The sequence below is a fragment of the uncultured Photobacterium sp. genome, assembly GCF_947039875.1.
Lineage (GTDB): Bacteria > Pseudomonadota > Gammaproteobacteria > Enterobacterales > Vibrionaceae > Photobacterium.
Genome location: NZ_CAMRAN010000031.1, coordinates 15,785 through 35,773, shown reverse-complemented (window position 1 = coordinate 35,773; position 19,989 = coordinate 15,785). Strand labels below are relative to the sequence as shown.

At 41.4% G+C, this 19,989-nt stretch carries 20 protein-coding genes; 3 read left to right on the top strand and 17 right to left on the bottom strand.

Going from position 1 to position 19,989, the window contains the following annotated elements:
- Positions 1–2: 2 nt before the first annotated feature.
- The 7 genes from Q0V26_RS11895 to dusA form a co-directional block, all read right to left on the bottom strand.
- Positions 3–767 (bottom strand): phosphoadenylyl-sulfate reductase, encoded by a 765-nt coding sequence (locus Q0V26_RS11895; RefSeq protein WP_297481869.1) that lies wholly within the window; start codon positions 765–767, stop codon positions 3–5.
- Complete coding sequence (gene cysI / locus Q0V26_RS11890) at positions 760–2,451, bottom strand: assimilatory sulfite reductase (NADPH) hemoprotein subunit (protein ID WP_297481868.1); 1,692 nt, start codon at positions 2,449–2,451, stop codon at positions 760–762. Before cysI ends, Q0V26_RS11895 begins: the two co-directional genes overlap by 8 nt.
- A complete protein-coding gene (locus Q0V26_RS11885) occupies positions 2,451–4,265 on the bottom strand; it encodes an assimilatory sulfite reductase (NADPH) flavoprotein subunit (RefSeq protein ID WP_297481867.1) in 1,815 nt (604 codons plus the stop codon). Before Q0V26_RS11885 ends, cysI begins: the two co-directional genes overlap by 1 nt.
- Before the next feature lie 166 nt (positions 4,266–4,431).
- A complete protein-coding gene (locus tag Q0V26_RS11880) occupies positions 4,432–4,662 on the bottom strand; it encodes a thymidylate kinase (protein ID WP_297481883.1) in 231 nt (76 codons plus the stop codon).
- A gap of 153 nt (positions 4,663–4,815) precedes the next feature.
- Positions 4,816–5,442, bottom strand: a complete 627-nt coding sequence (locus Q0V26_RS11875; RefSeq protein ID WP_297481866.1) for a TIGR04219 family outer membrane beta-barrel protein — start codon at positions 5,440–5,442, stop codon at positions 4,816–4,818.
- Between the two features lie 86 nt (positions 5,443–5,528).
- Entirely contained in the window at positions 5,529–5,771 is a 243-nt protein-coding gene (gene pspG / locus Q0V26_RS11870; protein ID WP_297481865.1) for an envelope stress response protein PspG, read from the bottom strand.
- Positions 5,772–6,003: 232 nt separating this feature from the next.
- Entirely contained in the window at positions 6,004–6,984 is a 981-nt protein-coding gene (gene dusA, locus Q0V26_RS11865; protein WP_297481864.1) for a tRNA dihydrouridine(20/20a) synthase DusA, read from the bottom strand.
- A gap of 760 nt (positions 6,985–7,744) precedes the next feature.
- On the opposite strand from dusA, the gene zur reads away from it, so the two are divergent.
- Positions 7,745–8,197 carry a zinc uptake transcriptional repressor Zur gene (gene zur / locus Q0V26_RS11860; RefSeq protein WP_297481863.1) on the top strand — a complete coding sequence of 151 codons (453 nt, stop codon included), beginning with the start codon at positions 7,745–7,747 and terminating at the stop codon, positions 8,195–8,197.
- Between the two features lie 222 nt (positions 8,198–8,419).
- Positions 8,420–8,626: a cold-shock protein gene (locus Q0V26_RS11855; RefSeq protein WP_080158651.1), complete on the top strand. Its 207-nt coding sequence runs from the start codon at positions 8,420–8,422 to the stop codon at positions 8,624–8,626.
- 90 nt (positions 8,627–8,716) lie between these two features.
- Here Q0V26_RS11855 and pgi read toward each other — a convergent pair whose 3' ends face one another.
- From pgi to Q0V26_RS11840, 3 genes are all read right to left on the bottom strand, one after another.
- Complete coding sequence (pgi, locus tag Q0V26_RS11850; protein WP_297481862.1) at positions 8,717–10,369, bottom strand: glucose-6-phosphate isomerase; 1,653 nt, start codon at positions 10,367–10,369, stop codon at positions 8,717–8,719.
- Between the two features lie 393 nt (positions 10,370–10,762).
- A complete protein-coding gene (gene alr, locus Q0V26_RS11845) occupies positions 10,763–11,842 on the bottom strand; it encodes an alanine racemase (RefSeq protein WP_297481861.1) in 1,080 nt (359 codons plus the stop codon).
- 26 nt (positions 11,843–11,868) lie between these two features.
- Entirely contained in the window at positions 11,869–13,266 is a 1,398-nt protein-coding gene (locus tag Q0V26_RS11840; RefSeq protein WP_080158655.1) for a replicative DNA helicase, read from the bottom strand.
- A 230-nt stretch (positions 13,267–13,496) separates the two neighbouring features.
- Here Q0V26_RS11840 and Q0V26_RS11835 point away from each other — a divergent pair, with 230 nt between their 5' ends.
- Positions 13,497–14,255 (top strand): DUF481 domain-containing protein, encoded by a 759-nt coding sequence (locus tag Q0V26_RS11835; RefSeq protein WP_297481860.1) that lies wholly within the window; start codon positions 13,497–13,499, stop codon positions 14,253–14,255.
- A 75-nt stretch (positions 14,256–14,330) separates the two neighbouring features.
- On the opposite strand, the gene rplI is transcribed toward Q0V26_RS11835, so the two are convergent.
- The 7 genes from rplI to nsrR all read right to left on the bottom strand — a co-directional run bounded on the left by rplI (position 14,331) and on the right by nsrR (position 19,955).
- A complete protein-coding gene (rplI, locus tag Q0V26_RS11830) occupies positions 14,331–14,783 on the bottom strand; it encodes a 50S ribosomal protein L9 (protein ID WP_297481859.1) in 453 nt (150 codons plus the stop codon).
- Positions 14,784–14,821: 38 nt separating this feature from the next.
- A complete protein-coding gene (gene rpsR / locus Q0V26_RS11825) occupies positions 14,822–15,049 on the bottom strand; it encodes a 30S ribosomal protein S18 (protein ID WP_005421136.1) in 228 nt (75 codons plus the stop codon).
- A gap of 15 nt (positions 15,050–15,064) precedes the next feature.
- Positions 15,065–15,367, bottom strand: a complete 303-nt coding sequence (gene priB / locus Q0V26_RS11820) for a primosomal replication protein N (RefSeq protein WP_036788812.1) — start codon at positions 15,365–15,367, stop codon at positions 15,065–15,067.
- A 9-nt stretch (positions 15,368–15,376) separates the two neighbouring features.
- The gene (gene rpsF, locus Q0V26_RS11815; protein WP_045038396.1) at positions 15,377–15,763 is read right to left on the bottom strand and encodes a 30S ribosomal protein S6; all 387 of its coding nucleotides are present in this window, start codon (positions 15,761–15,763) and stop codon (positions 15,377–15,379) included.
- 309 nt (positions 15,764–16,072) lie between these two features.
- The gene (rlmB, locus tag Q0V26_RS11810; protein ID WP_080158658.1) at positions 16,073–16,807 is read right to left on the bottom strand and encodes a 23S rRNA (guanosine(2251)-2'-O)-methyltransferase RlmB; all 735 of its coding nucleotides are present in this window, start codon (positions 16,805–16,807) and stop codon (positions 16,073–16,075) included.
- Positions 16,808–16,810: 3 nt separating this feature from the next.
- Positions 16,811–19,384, bottom strand: a complete 2,574-nt coding sequence (rnr, locus tag Q0V26_RS11805; protein ID WP_297481858.1) for a ribonuclease R — start codon at positions 19,382–19,384, stop codon at positions 16,811–16,813.
- A gap of 136 nt (positions 19,385–19,520) precedes the next feature.
- The gene (nsrR, locus tag Q0V26_RS11800; protein WP_297481857.1) at positions 19,521–19,955 is read right to left on the bottom strand and encodes a nitric oxide-sensing transcriptional repressor NsrR; all 435 of its coding nucleotides are present in this window, start codon (positions 19,953–19,955) and stop codon (positions 19,521–19,523) included.
- Between the last annotated feature and the right edge of the window lie 34 nt (positions 19,956–19,989).

The following is a 19,989-nucleotide window of genomic DNA, read 5'->3' as shown; positions in this document are numbered from 1 at the left end:
AACTAAATCCCTGAACCTTGTGATTCAGTGTCATTGTCTTCATGCAAACCACATTCACGTTTCAAACCAAAAAAGCGCGTCTCTTGCTCTGTCATTCCAGGTTGCCATTTCACTGTAGTATGAACATCCCCGACAGATAAATAATCGTGTTGCTTTAACGGATGATAAGGTAACTGATGTTGCTGCAAATAGGCGTCAATATCGTCATTGGTCCAATCTATTACTGGTAAAAACTTAAACCTCCCATTTTGAATAGCCAATACAGGTAAAGTGGCGCGCGAATCAGCTTGCTCACGACGTAATCCAGAAAACCACGAGCTCACATTAAGCTCATTCAATGCTCGTTGCATCGGTTCTACTTTGTTTAACTGGTTATATAGCTTAATACCTTCAACACCTTGCTGCCATAACTGACCATAACGAGCTTCTTGCCATGCTGCGCTGTGTTGAGCGCGATAAATATATAAATTCAAATTAAGTTGTTTAGTTAAACTATCAATAAACTGATAAGTCTCTGCAAATAAATAGCCCGTATCAGTAAGCACCACCGCAATATCCGCTTTAGCTTCAGTGACTAAATGCAGCATCACTGCCGATTGAATCCCAAAGCTAGATGCTAATGCAAACTCGCCCTCAAGATTATCAAGCGCCCATTGCACTCGCTGTTGTGCGGTCATGGTTTCCAGCGTGGCATTAATTTCAGCCAGCTGAATAATTTGACTCACTTTTGGCAGTTCAAGTAACTCAGCCAGTTGAAATTTAGGCATAAAAATCCCTCATTGATATTTTTACTTCATCAATAATGCCAGCACGAATAGTGAAATCACCAAAGCCTTCATTTTCTTGACGCTCCGTCGACCACCGACCAACTAAGCTATCAATTTCATCCATGATCTGAGCGATGGTAATATTTTCACGGTACATTTTAGGTACTCGAGTACCATTTCGATTACCACCTAAATGAAGGTTATATCGCCCAGGCGCTTTACCCACTAAGCCTATTTCAGCCAACATCGCGCGCCCACAGCCATTAGGACACCCGGTTACCCGTAAAATAATATTCTCATCTTTGGCTAAATCATGTTTCGCTAATACCGCTTCAACATCAGTAACAAATTCAGGTAGGAAACGTTCGGCTTCCGCCATGGCTAACGGACAAGTTGGCAGAGACACACATGCCATTGAGTTCTTTCGCTGCTCACTGACACTGTCATCCATCAAACCATGATCACGCGCGATCTTCTCGATCTTAGCTTTGTCTTTTGCTAACACACCAGCAACAATCAGGTTTTGGTTGGCCGTCATTCTAAAATCACCACCATGGACCTTGGCTATTGCTGCCATACCGCTTTTAAGAGGTTTATTCGGTGTATCCAATAAACGGCCATTTTCAATAAATAACGCTAAATGGTGCTTACCATCAATGCCCGCAACCCAACCAATACGATCACCACGATCGGTAAACTCATACGGTCGACTGGCTTCAAAGGTAATCCCTGCTCGTGACTCAACTTCTGCTTTAAATACCTCTACGCCAACCCGATCAATAGTGTATTTAGTTTTGGCATTTTTACGGTTAGAGCGGTTTCCCCAATCACGTTGAGTAGTAACCACAGCAGTCGCGACATCAAGGGTTTTATCTAAAGGCACAAACCCGAAATCATCAGCACGGCGCGGATACGTGGCATGGTCACCATGGGTCATTGCTAAACCACCGCCAACTAACACATTAAAGCCCACCAACTGCCCATTATCTGCAATTGCAATAAAATTCAAATCATTAGCATGGACATCAACGTCATTTTGCGGCGGAATAACCACCGTCGTTTTAAACTTACGCGGTAAATAATTACTGCCTAAGATTGGTTCTTCATCGGTTGTTTCACACTTTTCACCGTCTAACCAAATTTCAGCATAAGCGCGAGTTTTCGGCAGTAGATGTTCACTGATCTTTTTTGCCCACTCATAGGCTTGTTGATGTAACTCAGATTCAACAGGGTTAGTGGTACACAATACGTTACGATTAACATCCCCTGCAGTTGCAATAGAATCAATACCAATACTATTTAATGTTTGGTGCATCAGTTTAATGTTAGGTTTTAACACCCCATGGAACTGAAATGTTTGACGGGTAGTTAAACGAATACTGCCGTAAGAAGTATGCTCATCAGCAAATTTATCAATTGCTAGCCATTGTTTAGGCCTGATCACGCCCCCCGGCATTCGTGCCCGTAACATCACATTCTGAAGCGGTTCTAATTTTTGTTTAGCACGCTCAGCGCGAATATCACGATCATCTTGCTGATACATGCCATGAAAGCGAATTAATTGAAAGTTATCAGCGCTAAATCCCCCGGTGATACGATCATCAAGATCTTGCTCTATGGTGCCACGAAGAAAATTGCTTTGACGTTTTAGACGTTCATTGTCTGATAATTTTTGCTCTGTCATTAGTACACATCCCTTTGATAGCGTTTATCTTTACGCAGCTCATTGAGATACTGCTCGGCTTGCTCGCGCGTTTTCTTTCCTTGTTGTTCAATAACGGTTAACAAGGCTTGATGAACATCTTTGGCCATGTCGGTTGCATCACCACAGACATAAACATGCGATCCTGCTTGTAACCACTGCCACACTTGTGGTGCTTGTTCTAAAATGCGCTGTTGAACATAGATTTTCTCGGCTTGATCTCGACTAAATGCGACATCTATTTGATCCACCACCCCGTCTTTTAGATATTTCTGCCATTCAACTTGGTAAAGAAAATCTTCAGTAAAAGTTCGATCACCAAAAAATAACCAGTTTTTACCTTGTGCTTCACGGTTATCACGCTCTTGCACAAAAGCACGGAACGGTGCAATACCCGTTCCCGGACCAATCATGATCACGGGCATATTATCATTAGTTGGTAACTTAAAATTATTATTAGTTTCAACAAACACCTTTACAGCATCGCCTTCTGCTAGACGTTGCGCTAAGAAACTTGATGCGCCACCTTGGCGTTGCTCATCGCCTTGGGAAAATTCAACCACACCGACCGTTAAATGCACTTCTTCGCCCACTTCTTGTTGGCTGGAAGCAATAGAATATAAACGGGGCGTTAAACGGCGTAATAAACCGATTAATTGCTCTGCAGTTAAAGCAGCTTTCTTCTCAGCGAGCACATCAATGATTTGAGTATTAGCAGAATACTTGCGCAGCTTTTCACGATCATCCACCAGCTTTTGTAATTTTTTACTGCCAGAGAGTTCAGCATATTGGGTCACAAACTGTGGATTTGATGCGGTAATTTCATAATGGCTAATCAACGCATCACGAATAGATAAGTTACTGCCATCAACATCCACCGAAGTTGCAGCATCTAAGTCAAGTTTCGCTAATATGGCATCAACCAATTGTGGATCATTGTCAAACCACACCCCCAGAGCATCCCCCGCTTGATAGCTTAAGCCTGAACCTTCTAAATCAATTTCAATATGGCGTACATCTTTATCTGAATGGCGACCAGTGATTTTCTGGCTTACTAATAAACTGGCGGTATAAGGATTTTGCTTAGTATAAGTCGCAACAGCTGTGGCCTTTTGTCCCACGGGTAACTGAACAACTTCTGCTTCACCGGTTGATAAGGTTTGTTTGGTTTTGGCTAATACTTGTGTACGCCACTCTGCGGCGGCCGCTTCATAGTCAACATCACAATCAAGGCGATCAAGCATCGGCTTCGCACCCATTTTTGCTAAGTAGCGATCAAAATCTTTGGCGGTTTGGCAGAAAAATTCATAACTAGAGTCGCCGAGCCCAATCACGCTGTAGTGTAAATTCGATAATTGGGGGGCTTTTTTTGACTGTAAAAACTGGTGCAGTTCGATCGCATCATCAGGGGCTTCACCTTCTCCATGTGTTGAAGCAATAATAATAACGTGAGTTTCTTTACTAAGATTTTTCCCCTTATAGTCCCCCGCAGACACAAGATTCACTGCAATATCTTGTGCGAGAGCTTGCTGTTGTAACGCTTGAGCGACACCTTTAGCATTGCCTGTTTGCGAGGCATAAATAATGGTTAGTTTACCCGCAGGTTTTGCAGCGGCCAGTACATTTGATGCAGGAACAGCTGCCGTTGTTGATGATTGAGATTGACTCAACCCCCAAAAATAGCCACTGATCCAAGCCAGTTGTTGTGGTGATGATTCTGCTGCGGCTAGCTTAAGCTGATCTATTTGTTGATCATTAAGTGGGCTAGCTAAAGCTGATAGTTGGTTGATTGACATAGCACGACGATCCCTATTCATTGCGTTATGTTAGAGTAGCCATTTAAACTAATAACAAGAAAGAATAGATAAGAATGTTTTATAACCATTTGTAAGGTTAATCGTACAAAAAAACCAAATCGCGATAACACTATTTGGTTTTAGAATGGGGAGATAAAGGCAGGATTTAGTATTCGTCAGCAATTCTAACTTGTTGAAAACCAACTTCAAATGCTTGCTGAGTGGCACTATCAACATCACCATAGCATTGTTCACTGCCACTAATATCCGTTAATGGTACAAAGCCACCACGACGATGGCGAAATTCAACAATATAACCACTATTAATTGAAGGCTCAATGAGTGCTTCAACAAGATCTTGGTCAGCGTATAGGTGTTTCAATTCAGTTAATGTCATCACTTACTTCTCCCTAATACTGATATTGTGCATCACACATATAATCAGCTTGCTTACCTTTAAAAATGGTACATAAACGGGATTAGCGCCAATAAAAAACCACGAAATCATCGTGGTTTTATAATTAGATCACAGAATGAAAGCTGAAGTTAATTAGAAATCAACTTCTACGCCAGCAAACCAACCATCTAGGTCAACATCACCAGATGTTGATTTTTTAAAGTCATAATCCATCATGCGGTAACCTGCACGAAGGTTAAGATCTGCTGCGATTAAATCAAATGTGAATTTCACACCCGCTTGGCCATCAAACAAACTTGTACCATCGTATTTCCCCGCATTCGCTTGAGCAAATACTGATAATGGTGTTGCTGGAATACCTAACTCAGCAGCAGCATAAACGGTTGGCTGCCAATCACTAAAGCTATTCTGGTGTTGAATTTGAACACCAGCAAACTTAGTCATTGTTAAACCTAAATCTAACGCAACTAAATCATTATCTAGAATTTCATAATAAGCCGTGAAATCACTTTGCTCAAAATTCACATTCCCAGTGTCAATATTATTGTAACGTACCATTACGTTTGGCACTAAAGGAATAAAGTGCTCAAAAGATGCATAGTAAGATGTTGATGTATCGTCACTTTTTTGACCAGCTACTTTTGCGTTTGTAAACCATGCATCCGCACCTACTTTAACACCTAGTAAAGTATCTGCTTGTGCTGGAAGGGTTGCTGCTAGCGTCATTGCTGCTGCAAGTGAAAGCACCACTTTTTTCATGCGAGTCTCCGCTCTTATTCATTTTATGTAATTAATCGCACAGAATTATATCAGAAGCAGTATGAAAACTCTGCAATCAATCGCAATCAATAGCGACGATAACGAGACATACGTTCTTGATGCTGCTTGTCAGCATTACGCTCACGGAAGAACCAAATACCTAATGCTATCAAAATGATCCACGGTAATAATTTAAAGACAAGCCCTAACATACCAACAACAGCCATTACCGCAAAACCTGCTGCAACCGCAATTAGAACACCAATTAAACTAACACCGGTAAATATCAATACCAGTGTAAAAGCAACCAAAAATAGGAACTCAAACATAGATTATCCTTTTTTATAACTGCGGTATCCACATGAAACCCCAGTGCTATATTCATTATTACTTAGCTATATTGCACAATTCACGCCAACTCTAAAGTAATTATTTTACTTTATTTTTCATGAAGATAAAAAAAGCCAACTCGGTAAAGAATTGGCGTTTACTATTTATTGGTTAATTTCACCTAATGCTAAGTAAAACTCACTACTAAAATAATTATCTCTGAACAAATAATTACACATCTAGCTCAGCAGGAATTTTTGCTAATGCCTGTTGTACCACTTCAATGCCAGCCCCTGGCTTGTGTGCATTTTCACTAATATAACGACGCCATTGACGCGCACCTGCCATATTTTGGAATAGACCTAGCATATGACGAGTAATATGACCTAAGTATGAACCGTTCGCTAATTGTTGCTCGATATATGGATACATGGCTTCAACCACTTCACGACGCTTCATTACTGGGCGATTACTACCAAATAAACGCTGATCCACTTCTGCCATCAAATAAGGACTTTGGTAAGCTTCACGACCCACCATTACACCATCCATATATTTTAGGTGTTGTTCCATTTCTTCAAAGGTTTTAATACCACCATTGATTGCCATGGTTAACTGTGGAAAGTCTTGCTTTAATTGGTAAACTCGTGGGTAATCCAGTTCTGGAATTTCACGGTTTTCTTTCGGGCTCAACCCTTTTAGCCATGCTTTACGGGCGTGAATGGTAAAATTATCACAACCGCCTTTTTCTGATACCGTTTGAATAAAATGAGTTAAGAACTCATACGAATCTTGATCATCAATACCAATACGGGTTTTAACGGTAACAGGAATATCAGCGACTTCACGCATTGCAGCAACACATTGTGCCACCAACTCAGCTTCACCCATCAAACAAGCACCAAACATGCCGTTTTGAACGCGATCAGACGGACAACCAACGTTTAAGTTGATTTCATCATAGCCACGCTCCGCTGCTAATTTGGCACAACGCGCAAGATCAACTGGATTTGAGCCACCCAGTTGTAATGCTAATGGATGCTCTTCTTCGTTATACGCCAAAAAATCACCTTTGCCGTGAATAATTGCGCCAGTCGTTACCATTTCGGTATACAACAGAGCTTCTTTACTCATTAAGCGATGGAAATAACGGCAATGACGATCAGTCCAATCCAGCATCGGGGCGACAGAAAAACGAGCAGATGGGTACATATTACAATATTCCTTACATATTAAGTGGTTATAGCAAATACCACTTGCGGGTATTGCAATATACTTCATCCGATGTCGACTTTTGTTAGCGATAAGGGACGGATGAGGGACAGTTTAGGAGGCATAAACTATCTCTAAAATATCTTTTGAGGCGCGGATTCTACCCTAAAATAACAACCTCCTCCATGATTACCTTATTAACTCAAATCATATCTACAACTCATAGCAAAACATTTAATCATAAAACTCATATAACAAAAAAGGCCTTGAACAATGTTCAAGGCCTTTTCTTAAATTCTTTTCACTGTCGGTCTATAGTTGACCTTAGTGCAAGTTGTTACTTATTCATATTACCGCTTTTGTACATTGTAGAGAATACAGGCGTGTAAAGAGCAACAATTTTAGTAATGATAACAGACATTTTTTCACCTTAAAGATTAAGCATTTTATGTATAACCATTGCCTAATCACGAATATTTAAGGCGTCGGTCACGTTTCGATGGGCGCCATTATAGATATTTTAAATCACTTGAGAAATGAAAAAAACGCAACCTTGGCATTAGTTTTTATAATGTATAGTCAACGTTGATGATCACGCCTTTGCAATGCATCCATTTTGTGACATTTTTTTTACTCTCCTTAATATAACGTGATCATTTACACGGAATCTTTGCTCTTATTACGGTTACTTGCTAAGTGTGAGTATGTTTTTAGACAGCTGTGATAAAATATAAACTCAATGACGTTTTTTTGAGGCTCTATGACGGTTCAAACTCAACTGCTAGCTAAAGCACAACACCTCTGTGAGCAACGAGGGGTAAGAATGACCCCGCAGCGATTAAAAGTACTGGCACTGATCATTAATCATCATAGTTCTATTAGTGCTTATGAGTTACTCGATTTACTCAAAGCATCAGAACCCCAAGCAAAACCACCGACGGTATATCGCGCCTTAGATTTTCTGCTAGCTCAAGGTTTTGTTCACAAAGTTGAATCAACCAATAGCTATATCGCTTGTTGTGTACTTGGCCATGCCGATCATTGTTCACAATTATTAATTTGCGATAAATGTGGGTTTGTTAAAGAAATCCATGATGATGAACTAGCAAAGCTTTTACGCCAAAAATCAGAACAATATAGCTTTATGATCAAGCATCACGTTGTTGAAAGCCATGGTGTTTGTCATAAATGTCAGCAAACTAAAAACGATTAATACATCTTTTGTGCTGTCACAGTTCGTGATGGCACCTTCTGATATTTTCTCACCCTCCTTTCAGCACCTTTCTCTTTAAAGTGAATTAACGTTAGCTAAGACATAAAAGCACAATAAAACACTACTCATTGTCATAAATTCGATCTAGACTGAATCAGTCATAAGCACCTAGTTACCTATAAGCTGTAACTACTACGATTAGTCTATAAGGGAAAGACGTACATGAGTAAACTGACTGGAACCGTAAAGTGGTTCAATGATGATAAAGGCTTTGGTTTTATTTCTGCTGCCGATGGTAAAGATGTGTTTGTTCACTTCAGTGCTATTCAAGCGCAAGGACGTAAAACATTACGTGAAGGCCAAAGTGTTGAATTTATCGTAACTGATGGTCAGAAAGGCCCGCAAGCTAGCGACGTTATCACGCTATAATTGAGCTAACGCCAAAAATAAAAAACGCCGCAATCATAACGACTGCGGCGTTTTATTTTATCGGTTAATTACATTAACCGATAATAAGCATTATGCACGCCATTGTTTAAAAGCATTAATTAAACCATTAGTTGAGCTATCGTGGCTTACAACACCTTCATTGCTGTTTAGCTCTGGTAAAATTTGGTTAGCCAATTGCTTACCAAGTTCTACACCCCATTGGTCAAAGCTGAAGATGTTCCAAATAACACCTTGGGTAAAGATTTTGTGCTCATACAATGCAATTAATGCACCTAATGTGTATGGCGTAATTTCTTTAAGCAGAATTGAGTTTGTTGGACGATTACCTTCAAACACTTTAAATTCAGCTAGCTCATCGATTTCTGCTTGTGATTTACCGGCAGCCATAAATTCAGCTTCGACTGTCTTACGGCTCTTACCAAATGCTAATGCTTCAGTTTGCGCGAAGAAGTTAGCCATTAGTTTTGGATGATGATCACCTAGTGGGTTGTGGCTAATAGCAGGTGCAATAAAGTCACATGGAATTAACTTCGTACCTTGGTGAATAAGTTGATAGAACGCATGTTGACCATTCGTTCCTGGCTCACCCCAAATGATAGGACCGGTTTGGTAATCCACAGGCTTGCCACCACGGTCGACATATTTACCGTTTGATTCCATGTTACCTTGTTGGAAGTAAGCAGGGAAACGGTGCATGTATTGATCATAAGGTAGAATTGCTTCAGTTTCTGCGCCGTGGAAGTTGTTATACCAAATACCAATTAACGCTAGAATTACAGGTAATTTTTGCTCTAGTGGTGCGGTTGCAAAATGATTATCCATTGCATGACCACCTTCTAATAACTTAACAAAGTTATCAAAACCTACCGCCAAGCTAATAGAAAGACCAATCGCTGACCATAATGAGTAACGACCACCAACCCAATCCCAGAACTCAAACATGTTATCAGTATCGATACCAAATTCAGCCACAGATTCTGCATTAGTAGAAAGCGCTGCAAAGTGTTTTGCAACGTGTGCTTTATCTTCTGCCATAGCTAAGAACCAATCACGCGCAGACAATGCATTAGTCATGGTTTCTTGGGTAGTAAAGGTTTTAGATGCAATTAAGAATAACGTTGTTTCAGGGTTTAAGTCTTTTAGCGTTTCAACAATGTGTGTTGCATCAACGTTAGAAACAAAATGCATGTTTAGGCGTGTTTTGTACGCAGCTAATGCTTCTGACACCATGTAAGGGCCAAGATCTGAACCACCAATACCGATATTAACAACATCGGTAATTTCTTTGCCGGTGTAACCTTTCCACTCACCACTTACAATGCGGTTAGTAAAACTTTCCATCTTTGCTAATACAGCATTAACGGCAGGCATAACATCTTCGCCATCAACAATAATTGGCGTATTGCTGCGGTTACGTAACGCAACATGGAGTACAGCACGATCTTCAGTACGGTTGATTTTCACACCGTTGAACATATCCGCAATGGCAGCATCAAGCTCAGTTTCTTTTGCTAATGCAAACAACTTAGTCAAAGTTTCTTCAGTGATCAGATTCTTAGAGTAATCTAATAAAATATCAGAACCAAACGAAGCAGAAAATTTGGCAAAACGCTCGCTATCATTAGCAAATAAATCGCTTAATTCAAAATCTTGAGCTTGTTCAAAATGGGCAGTCAGTGCTTGCCACGCTTTAGTTTGCGTTGGATTGATGTTGTTTAACATAGTAATGTTCCTGATTTTGTTATGTTCATCTGTCGAATCATACCGCCTTCGAAAGATCCTCGATCTATGCTATTGACCCTAAATAACAAGGTCTCTAATGATGCTATCTGTTACAACCAATTATGACGTTAACATCGTACGATCGTCATTGCGTCAGGTCACGAAAGTACGATGCATCATACCTGTATTTATCAGCAAGATGATAATGGTAATCGCTAATTAAATTAAAAGGTTTCACCAATAACTAAATAGTAAGGGGAGTATAAAAGACTTTATCAAAAGTTGGAGATTATCGAAATGGTACTGAACGATGACACATTATTATTGCTATTCAAGGTAAACAGTAACTTTAAACCAAAAAAAGCCGCAGGTTATACCCACGGCTAGTCTTTTTTATGAATAAGTCATCGCAACCCGAGGCGTCAACTTGGTCATTAACTCATAAGCAATTACACCAGTATATTGTGCCACCACTTCAGCGGGTAAGCCTTTACCCCATAAAATGGCTTCATCGCCCACTTTATCAGTTGCATCAGGCCCTAAATCTACCGTTAACATATCCATTGATACGCGCCCAGCAGTAGGTACGATACGGCCATTAACCACAACAGGCGTACCATTGGGTGCACAACGAGGATAACCATCCCCATAACCTATCGCAATAACACCCATTTTGGTATCGCGTTCACAGGTCCAAATGCCACCATAACCGACTTGTTCGCCTTTTTTAACATCACGCACAGCAATTAAGCTCGATGTTAACGTCATAACCGGTTGTAAGTTATAGTTTGATGCCGAACGTTCTAATTCATCAAATGGCGATACGCCATACATAATAATGCCAGGACGAATCCATTCAAAGTGACTATCAGGCCACGCTAAAATACCTGCCGATGCCGCTAACGAACGTTCACCTTGATAGGGCTTAATTAGCGCAGAAAAGCACGCAATTTGATTTACGGTAATATCGCTCTCTAGATTATCAGCATTACCAAAATGACTAATAAAGCGTAAGGGCTTGGCAACATTCTCGCAGTCATGTAAACGCTGCATAAAGTCTGGAACTTGTTCTGGACGTAATCCAAGACGATGCATGCCAGTATCTATTTTTACCCATACGCGTACGGGTGCATCTAACACCGCGTGTTCAAGTGCTTCCAGCTGTTCAATCGAATGCACCACAGTATGGATATTATTGGTCACCAATACAGGTAGATCTGTTGGCGCATAAAACCCTTCTAATAATAGAATCGGTTTTACCACACCACCAGCACGTAGCATTAACGCTTCCTCTATTCGTGCTACGCCATAAGCATCGACATCGGTAAGGCTTTTCGCCACATCTAACAACCCATGTCCGTATGCATTAGCTTTAACAACCGCTAAAATTTTACTGTTTGGTGCCTGCAGGCGGATTTGACTCAGATTATGTGCCAAAGCTTGGGTATCAATATGTGCAGTTGCAGCTTTCATCCAATATCCTAAATAATTTTTAAGGCTTACTCTTCATCAAAGGCAGGACCAGCATAGTTATCAAAGCGAGAGAACTGGCCTTGGAACGTTAAACGCACAGTACCAATTGGACCATTACGTTGTTTACCTAAGATGATTTCAGCGATCCCTTTAAGGGCACTGTCTTCGTGATAAACCTCATCACGGTATATAAACATGATTAAGTCAGCATCCTGCTCGATGGCGCCAGATTCACGCAAATCAGAGTTAACAGGACGCTTATCGGCCCGTTGCTCTAACGAACGGTTAAGCTGAGAGAGGGCAACAACGGGCACATTTAATTCTTTCGCTAATGCTTTAAGCGAGCGTGAAATTTCGGCAATCTCTAAAGTACGGTTTTCTTGTAGCCCTGGCACACGCATCAACTGAAGGTAGTCGATCATGATCATACTAAGGCCACCATTATCTCGCGCAATACGACGCGCGCGTGAACGTACTTCTGTCGGTGTTAAGCCAGAACTATCATCAATGAACATATTCTTTTTTTGCATCAGAATACCCATTGTTGATGATATACGCGCCCAATCTTCATCGTCCAATTGCCCGGTACGGATTTTAGTTTGGTCAACACGCGATAATGACGCCAACATACGCATCATGATCTGTTCTGCGGGCATCTCTAATGAGAAAATCAGCACTGGTTTTTCTTGATCCATAGCTGCATTTTCACATAAGTTCATCGCAAAGGTGGTTTTACCCATTGATGGACGCGCTGCAACAATAATTAAATCAGACCCCTGCAAACCTGCAGTTTTCTTATTTAAGTCAGTAAAGCCTGTTGATACACCCGTTACACCATCTTGTGGTGATTGATAAAGCAACTCGATACGTTCAAGCGTACGCTCTAAAATAGTATCGACGTTTTGTGGACCTTCTTTATCATTGGTACGTTGTTCGGCAATCGCAAAAACTTTACTTTCTGCCATATCCAGTAAGTCTTCACTAGTACGCCCTTGAGGATCATAACCCGCATCGGCTATTTCATTAGCCACACCAATCATGTCTCGAATCAAGGCCCGCTCACGAACAATATCAGCATACGCTAAAATATTCGCTGCAGAAGGGGTGTTTTTTGCCAGCTCAGCAAGGTAAGCAAAACCACCCACATCATCAAGTTTATCCGAGCGCTCAAGATGTTCAGACAAAGTGATCAAATCAAGGGGCTGTCCACCTTCCAATAAGGCTGCGGTTGCCTCAAAAATAATCCGATGAGGACGGCTATAAAAGTCTTTTGCAACCACTTTTTCAGCAACAGTATCCCAACGCTCATTATCCAACATCAAACCGCCAAGAACTGATTGCTCAGCTTCAAGCGAATGGGGTGGCATTTTAAGGGCGTCCATTTGATTATCTTTTAATTGTTTCGATTTACGATTATCTGTCATAACAACTGTGCATTTACCAAAACCAAGAACGGAGCTCGACAGTATAACCTATCCCCTGCTTCTGAGTAGCTATAAACCATTACGATTGATCACTTCCCATCTTAACAATTATCCTCCTTTTTAGTTTTACGAAAAGTATGGCGACGATTCCTAACCAAAAGCTGACAAATTTACGCTAGAATACGGCATCAATATTCCGATATTAAAATTACCCTGCCTGCGGAGGACTTTTGGCAAGATATATACTCACATTACTTTTGCTTGCCACTACCGCGGCTAATGCCAGTGAAAAATCAACGCCTGAAGCACCGAGTGAACCATCACCACTAACCAGTACTATCGGTTTAGGTTATCAATCACTATCTGGTAACTCTAATTCCCAAACATTAAATGGTAATATTGCACTAACTTACACCAAAGGCCGCTATCAAACTAACGGTGATGCTAAGTTCATTATGGCAAAAAAAGACGGTGAAGAAGATAAACGTAAGATGTCAGTGAGCTTAAAGTCAAAACGTATGATTCGTGATGGCTATTATTTTTATGGTAATGGAAGCTATATTGATGATCGTTATGGGCCTTATTATGCGGACTCAATTATTTCAACCGGTATCGGTTATCGATTATTTAGTTACGAAACATTTCAAACATTAATGGATATTGGCCCAGGTTTTCGCCACCAAGATCCTAATCTTGATGAGATAAAAAGTGGTAGCATTGTTAAGCAAGAAGTCGTCAATGAAATGGTATTACAAAGTACAATCGATATTCAATGGAAACCATTAAAAACCCTCACACTCAGCGCGAAATTTAATGTTATTTCGGGGCGTAGTAACACCACATTAGAAAGCACATTAAATGCTACCAATTCGATCACTGATAATATCGCCTTAAACTTAGGTTACACCCAAACGGCTTATTCTTGGGTACCTGACGGAATGAAGAACTCTGATAGCACAACTACAGTTTCGTTAATTTACACACTATAAAGCATTAAAAGCCAAATAACAGACATAAAAAAACCAGCCCGAAGGCTGGTTTTTTACTATTAAAGCTAAAAGCGATTACTCTGCAGCAACAACGTTTAGTTTAACAGTTGCGAATACGTCTGAGCTTAGCTGAACGCTAACTTCAAATTCGCCAGTCGTACGTAGTGCACCTTCAGGTAGACGTACTTCACTCTTAACAAGTGCAACGCCAGCTGCAGAAACTGCATCAGCGATGTCACGAGTACCGATTGAGCCGAATAGTTTACCTTCGTCACCAGCTTTAGATGCAATAACTACACCTTCAAGTACGTTAAGTGCTTCAGCACGTGCTACAGCTGCAGCATGTTGCTCAGCAACTTTAGCTTCTAGCTCTGCACGACGTGCGTCGAACATTTCAACGTTCGCTTTAGTCGCCATAACTGCCTTAGCTTGTGGGATAAGGAAGTTACGAGCATAGCCCGCTTTAACGTTAACCTGGTCGCCAAGGCCACCTAGGTTAGCGATTTTATCAAGTAGAATAACTTGCATTATCTTGTCCTCTATAAAGTTCTAAAAACGACTGCCGCTTACAGATGCTTATCTGTGTACGGTAGAAGTGCTAGGTAACGAGAACGCTTGATAGCGCGAGCTAGCTGACGCTGGTATTTAGCGCGAGTACCAGTGATACGGCTAGGTACAATCTTACCAGCTTCAGTGATGTAGTTTTTTAGAGTTGCTACGTCTTTGTAGTCAATCTCTTGTACGCCTTCTGCTGTAAAACGGCAGAATTTACGACGACGGAAGAAACGAGCCATGGGCTATCTCCTGATCTAAATTAAGTCAATGTGATCGGCATGCAAAACTAATTTCCCGATACCATTACGGCCGGTTTGGTAAGAGATAAATCCCTCCACCTTAATATTGCTTCCGACAACTAAATCTTGAGTGAGTACTTGTTGACCTTTACCACTGATTACCACGTTAATATAACAATATATTTGGCGTGGTAAATCAGCTTCCCGCTGCACAGAGCGATGCTCAAGCACAAAGTGACAATGAGGTATGCCTGCTGGGGATTGGCTTCGTTTGGGATGCTTAGCAATAGTGCCAGTCAACACCAGACGATTAGTCATTAAGACAAATTACTCAGCAGCTGCTTCGCCTTCAGATTGTGCTTCAGCACGATCTTCACGCTTAGTAAAACGCTCTTCTTTAGCCTTCATCATAGGAGATGGCTCAGTAACAGCGTGTTTAGTACGCATGATCATGTTACGGATCACTGCGTCGTTGAAGCGGAAGTTTGACTCAAGCTCGTCAACAACATCTTGCTTAGCTTCTACGTTCATAAGAACGTAATGTGCTTTGTGCAATTTGTTAATTGGGTAAGCCATTTGACGGCGACCCCAATCTTCTAGACGGTGAATTTGACCACCAGAATCTTTGATAGCAGCAGTGTAACGCTCGATCATGCCAGCAACTTGCTCGCTTTGATCAGGGTGCACCATGAATACGATTTCGTAATGACGCATAGGTTGCTCCTTACGGATTATTCAGCTTCCCTTGTCGGCTCGGTTATCCTGGGGAAGCAAGGAACTAAAAAAAAGAACCGAGAATTTGGATGACGGATAGTACAGAGAATGATCAATCTAGGCAAGCTTATTTTATCACCACTCGCCGTTTTTCAATGAAATGAACCCTAACCTCAGCAGATCACGTCTATTGCTTAGTAACAGCCTTGTTTAATGCTCATTTTTCATACCAACCCATAATAAAAAACCCATCCAGTAAGTGCTGGATGGGTTTAAATAATTATGCAGTTATTGGCGCTTAATCACGCATTATCCGCGTTGACGTACTGCTTCAAATAAACAGATACCTGTCGCTACAGATACGTTCAAACTCGATACTGATCCTGCCATTGGAATCTTAATCAAATCATCACAGGTTTCACGCGTTAAACGACGCATACCTTCACCTTCAGCACCCATCACAATCGCCAATGGCCCAGTAAGTTTACTGTGGTAAATATCATGAGTCGCTTCACCTGCTGTACCCACAATCCATACACCTTTATCTTGTAGCGCACGCATAGTACGAGCAAGGTTAGTGACACGTACTAACGGCATAATTTCAGCCGCACCACAAGCCACTTTACTTGCGGTCGCATTTAACTGTGCCGAGCGATCTTTGGGCACAATCACAGCCACAGCACCAGCAGCATCTGCGTTACGCAAACACGCACCAAGGTTATGCGGATCTGTCACACCATCTAAAATCAGCAGTAACGGATTTTCTTTGGTTGCTAATAAGTCTTCAAGGTTGTTTTCGTTATATTGCTTACCCGGACGTACACGCGCAATAATACCTTGATGAGAAGCACCATCAACTTTGTCGTCTAATGCTTTACGGCCAGCCTCTTGAATCGTAATACCTAAGTCTTGCAACTCAGTAATTAACGGCAGTAAACGATCATCTTCACGTCCTTTAAGTACGAATACTTCAATAAAACGTACCGGATCAGATGCAAGCACGGCTTTAACGGCATGGATGCCAAAAATCATATCATTACTCATGGATTAACTCTTCTTTGCTGCACGTTCAGATTTACCCGCACGTTGCTTTTTCTTCTTGCGAACTTTAGGTTTCTTTTTTGGATCAGTCAGCGGCTTTTCATCCGTTAACTTACGTGGTTTTTTATTTCTTGGCTTTTTCTTTTTAGCATCTTTAGCATCAGCAGCTGGAATCGCGCCTTCTTTTAACTTTTTGCGTACAGAAGAACGCTCACGTTTATTTTTAGAACGTGATTCATCGGCTACCGCTTCGCCATTTTCAACTTTAAATGCAGCCATTCCCTGACGTTTAAGGCCTTCAGCTTTGCGCATGCGTTGCTTTTTCTCACGCCCTTTGGCAGTTTTACCCGCACCACGTTGTTTACGCTCAGCGCCAACAATATCAAAATCTAATTGACGATCATTTAAGTTAATAGCCGCCACTTTGACCTGAACCGTATCACCTAAACGATAAATAACGCCTGAGCTATCGCCTACTAAACGTTGACCCACAGGATCAAACTGGTAGTAGTCGTTAGCTAGGTTTGAGATATGCACTAAGCCATCAATATTAAGTTCATTAAGACGGACAAAGAAACCAAACCCAGTAACATTAGCAATCACACCTTCAAACTCATCGCCAAGGTGATCTTGCATATACTCACACTTGAGCCAATCAGACACATCACGAGTAGCGTCATCAGCACGACGTTCAGTGGTAGAACACTGCTCACCAATCACATCAATTTCATCAAATGAATAATGATGACCACCGGTTGGCGTATCGTTGTTAGTATTGCCTGCTTGCTTAGCAATTAAGAATTTAATGGCACGGTGCAAGGTTAAGTCAGGATAACGACGAATCGGCGAAGTAAAGTGAGCATATTGGCTTAGGGCTAAACCAAAGTGACCAATATTATCTGCTTGATAGATCGCTTGTTTCATTGAACGTAATAGCATAGTTTGAATTAATTCACGATCATTACGATCTTGAATTAAATTCGCTAATGCTGCGTAATCTTTCGGGCTTGGCTCTAAACCACCGCCTAACTCTAGGCTTAGCTCGCCCAAGAAATCACGGAAACCTTGTAAACGTTCTTCACCTGGAGTGTCGTGAACACGGTATAGCGCAGGCTCTTTGGCACTTTCAACAAATTGTGCTGAAGCGATATTGGCTAAAATCATACATTCTTCGATGATTTTATGTGCTTCATTGCGCACTAGCGGTACGATGTTCTCGATCTTACGATCAGCATTGAAGACAAACTTAGTTTCAACGGTTTCAAATTCAATCGCACCACGCGCTTCACGCGCCACTTTCAGCGCTTTAAACATGCTGTAAAGTTCTTCAAGATACGGTACTAAAGGCGCGTAACGTTGACGTAATTCTTCGTCACCTTCCAGCATGTTACTTACTTTAGTGTAAGTTAAACGCGCATGTGAATTCATCACCGCTTCGTAGTGCTTATAGCCAGTAAGCTTACCGCCTTCAGAAACGGTCATCTCACACACCATACACAAGCGATCAACTTGCGGGTTAAGTGAACAGAGACCATTTGAGAGCACTTCTGGCAGCATTGGAATAACTTGAGCAGGGAAGTAAACCGAGTTACCACGTTTTAGGGCTTCGTTATCTAATGCTGATTTTGAACGCACGTAATAACTTACATCGGCAATAGCGACCCATAAACGCCAGCCACCGTCAGGATTACGCTGACAGTGCACCGCGTCATCAAAGTCACGTGCGTCTTCACCATCGATAGTTACCAAGGGTAATTGACGTAAATCGACACGACCAAGTTTCGCTTCTTCTGGCACTTCCTCAGTAAGATGCTTTATTTGGTTATCAACTTCTGATGGCCACACATGAGGAATATCATGAGTACGCAGGGCGATTTCGATCTCCATACCCGGTGCCATGTTCTCACCCAGTACTTCAACAATACGGCCGACCGCATTATGTTGACGAGTGGCACGCTGATTAATCTCAACCACCACCACATTACCCATACGGGCACCTTGGCGAACGTCTTGTGGAATAATGATATCTTGCGCAATACGAGAATCATCAGGTACGACATAGCCCATGCCATCTTCAAGGAAGAAACGGCCGACAATTTGGTTTGGTGATTCGGTTAATACTCGTACCACACGGCCTTCACGACGGCCACGTTTATCTTCACCTTCGGCTTGTGCCAAAATGTAATCACCGTGGATCACACTGCGCATTTGATGAGCAGGTAACAATAAATCAGTATCTTTACTGTAAGTACCTTCTGGACGTAAGAAGCCAAAACCATCACGGTGGCCAATAACGTACCCTTTAATTAAATCTAAACGTTCAGGCAATGCATAGCACTGACGACGCGTGAAAATTAATTGACCATCACGTTCCATCGCACGTAAGCGACGACGTAGGCCTTCATAGTGTTCATCACCTTCAAGTTTTAACGCAGTAAATAACTGGTCGCGACTAACGGGTGTACTAAAACCACGAATTACATCAAGTAGTAATTCACGGCTTGGAATAGGATTTTCGTAATTAGATGCTTCGCGTTCGCGAAAAGGATCAACCGGTAAATCGGTAGTACCTTTAGACATAAACAGTTCCTGTTGGCCAGCCATACTTTAAGTATACCCAGCTCTTAGGTGAACAGATGGGAACAGGCAATAAATACCTATTCCACTTAAATATATAGAGAGTAGTATGATGCTAGACCATTATCATTGGATGATCTTAGTGTTCTGTAGGCAATCCCAATAAGACACGCAATGGTGGATTATTATCTACCAAAGTCAATAATGTGTACTTATCTAGCTCATTTAAAAAAGCATTACGCGCATCAGCAAGGATCCCCTTTAGCTGACATGCCGGAGTAATATTACAAAAATCAGGTGCACAATTGACGATTTGTAACGGTTCAATCGCCCTTACTACATGCCCTAATACAATATTTCCCACAGGCATTCCTAACCGAATACCACCATTTTTTCCGCGTACGGTTTCTACATAACCTAATTGGCCCAATTTATTAATAATTTTGACCATATGGTTACGCGACACGCCATAAGTGTCGGTTACTTTTGTGATACTTGTTAACTCACCCTCAGGTAAGCTGGCAAGGTATATCAAGGCTCGTAGGCCATAATCGGTAAAACTGGTTAACTGCACATTCACTCCTCCTGTTGTTATTTTAATCTTGTTC